Source organism: Rhodococcus sp. UNC363MFTsu5.1 (assembly GCF_000686785.1).
Classification (GTDB): Bacteria; Actinomycetota; Actinomycetes; order Mycobacteriales; family Mycobacteriaceae; genus Rhodococcus_G; species Rhodococcus_G maanshanensis.
This window is the reverse complement of record NZ_JMLO01000060.1, coordinates 1-2,552: the sequence shown is the minus strand read 5'-3', so window position 1 is coordinate 2,552 and position 2,552 is coordinate 1. Positions and strand designations below refer to the sequence as shown.

Genomic DNA, 2,552 nt, shown 5'->3' with positions numbered 1-2,552 from the left:
GCTCCACTTCACGACAGGAGACCTTCGCTGTTCAACGACCAGTCACAGCGTGTCGTCGCAATCCCTCAACCAACCTGCCTGGGCAGTACAGCTAGATCGGCAGCTTGCGGAAGATCGCCCGCGGCACGTGCCGCAGCGCCATCATCACGAAGCGCCAGGGGCCCGGCGTCCAGACGATTTCCTTGCCCTTGTCGGACGCGGCGACGGCGAGCGAGGCGACGATGTCCTTGTTGACCGTCAGCGGGGCTTCCTTGACGTGCGCGCTGAACTGGGTGCGCACCATGCCGGGCCGAACCACCGTGACCTTCGGTCCGAACTGGGCGAGGGCCTCGCCGAGGCCGAGGTAGAAGCCGTCGAGGCCGGCCTTGGTGGAGCCGTAGACGAAGTTGGCGCGCTTGACGCGCTCACCGGCGACCGACGACATCGCGATGATGCGGCCGAAGCCCTGCGCCTTCATCTTCTCGCCGACGAGGACACCGACCGACACCGCCGCGGTGTAGTTGACGTTGGCCACCAGCACGGCCTTGCGCTGGTTCTGCCACAGCTCCTCGGCGTCGCCGTCCAGTGCGAACGCGACGATGGCGACGTCGACGTCGCCCTTGGACCAGGCCGCGTCGATCACCTTCGGGTGCGACTCGGTGTCCACGGCGTCGAAGTCGATGACCTCGATCTCGGTGGCGCCCTTGGCCTTCAGCTGGGCGACGGCGGCGTCGCGGCCAGGATCGCCCGGCAGCGCGGCCAGGATCACCCGCATCGGAGCCTTCTTCAGGTACTCCTCGCAGATGGCCAGGCCGATCTCGGAGGTGCCGCCGAGGAGCAGCAGGGTCTGGGGGTTACCCACGGCGTTGATCACAGTTCCAACCTTCTGGACATATCGGAGGCGAAAACGCCTGTGGGGTCGTACTTTCGGCGGGTCGCGATCCACTCGTCGATCCGCGGGTACATGGCGTGGAAGGTCTCGGCGGTGGTCCGCGAGTCCTTGGCGGTGTACAGCCGGCCGCCGAACTCGAGCACGCGCTTGTCGAGCTCGGTGACGAACTCGTTGAGGCCCGGCTTGATCCGGAAGTCCACGCAGATGTTCCAGCCGGCCATCGGGAAGCTCAGCGGGGCCTGGTTGCCCTCGCCGAACAGCTTGAACACGTTGAGGAACGAGTAGTGCCCGGAGCGCTGGATGTCGACGATGATCTTCTTGAACTCCTCGACGGCCTCCGGCGGCACCACGAACTGGTACTGCAGGAATCCGTTCGAACCGTAGGCGCGGTTCCACTCACCGAACATGTCGAGCGGGTGGTAGAACTGCGTCAGATTCTGGACCTTGCCGCGGTAGGTGCCGGACTTGCGGAACCAGAGTTCGCCGATCGCGGTGAAGTTGAACTTGTTGGCCAGGCCGTTCGGGAAGACGTCGGGGAACGTCAACAGCTGCGGCGCGTCGAACGCGAGCGGGTTCTTCTGCAGCTTCGCCGGAAGCTGATCGAGCTTCGCCAGCGAGCCGCGCGAGATGGCGGCGCGACCCAGCTTCGGGGGCGCGGAGATCGCGTCGAACCAGGCGCTGGAGTACTCGTAGTTGGCCTCGGAGCCGTCGCTGTGCTGCGCGATGGTCTCGTCGAGGCTGTTGGTGACGTCACCGTCGGCGATGAAGTACGCGGTCTCGGTTGGCGTCATCTTGATGGTGGCGCGCAGGATGATGCCCGTCAGGCCCATGCCGCCGACCGTCGCCCAGAAGAGCGCGGCCTTGGGATCGTTGCGCCCGCCCTTGGGGGTGAGCGTGCGGACCTTGCCGTCGGCGGTCAGCAGGTCCAGCGACACCACGTGGTTGCCGAAGCTGCCTGCGCTGTGGTGGTTCTTGCCGTGGATGTCGGAGCCGATGGCGCCGCCGATCGTGACCTGACGGGTGCCAGGCAGCACCGGAACCCACAGGCCGAACGGCAGGGCCGCCTTCATCAGCTGGTCCAGGTTCACACCGGCGTCGACGTCCACCAGGGCGGTGTCGCGATCGATGCGATGAATGCGGTTGAGCGCATTCATGTCGATGACCAGGCCGCCCGCGTTCTGCGCGGGGTCGCCGTAGGACCGGCCGAGCCCGCGGGCGATGACGCCGCGCCGCAGGTAGGAGGGCTTGCCCTCGTTCTGCTCGGCGACCTGCGCGACCGCGCTGGCGATCACCTCGACATCGGGCGTGGACAGCACCTCGGCGGTGGTGGGCGCGGTGCGCCCCCAGCCGGTCAGGGTGCGGGTCTGGGTGGTCAGAGGCTGCGGCTGCACGGCGGCGGCCGGGGACTCTTCAGCTGTCGTGGACATCGCTGTAGAGGTTACCTGGCGGTAGCGGATCGGACCCCTGGCGAGTGTGCAGATATGGCCGCCGCCACCCGACCTTTGGCCCGGTAGCTGCACACTCGCCGGAGCTGCTTAGACGATGAGGCCTGCGGTCTGGGTGCGGGCGCGGTCGAAGCGGGCGGAGACGTCGTTCCAGTTGACGATGTTCCAGAAGGCGTTGACGTAGTCGCCCTTGACGTTCTGGTAGTCGAGGTAGAAGGCGTGCTCCCACATGTCGA

General features: G+C 66.7%; 3 protein-coding genes. All 3 read right to left on the bottom strand.

Annotated elements, in window-relative coordinates; all coding sequences use genetic code 11:
• Window positions 1-91 precede the first annotated feature (91 nt).
• The gene (locus BR31_RS0125035) at window positions 92-853 is read right to left on the bottom strand and encodes a decaprenylphospho-beta-D-erythro-pentofuranosid-2-ulose 2-reductase (protein WP_027503346.1); all 762 of its coding nucleotides are present in this window, start codon (window positions 851-853) and stop codon (window positions 92-94) included.
• On the bottom strand, window positions 850-2,298 hold the full coding sequence (locus BR31_RS0125030) for a decaprenylphosphoryl-beta-D-ribose oxidase (RefSeq protein ID WP_027503345.1): 1,449 nt from the start codon (window positions 2,296-2,298) through the stop codon (window positions 850-852). The genes BR31_RS0125035 and BR31_RS0125030 overlap by 4 nt, the downstream gene beginning before the upstream one ends.
• Window positions 2,299-2,406: 108 nt before the next feature.
• On the bottom strand, window positions 2,407-2,552 hold a 146-nt coding region (locus tag BR31_RS30135), incomplete at its 5' end, for a Fe-Mn family superoxide dismutase (RefSeq protein WP_037178344.1).

Bases quoted from the DNA above. Each gene is read 5' to 3' on its own strand.
- BR31_RS0125030 (WP_027503345.1), bottom strand. From the start codon at position 2,298: ATGTCCACGACAGCTGAAGAGTCCCCGGCCGCCGCCGTGCAGCCGCAG.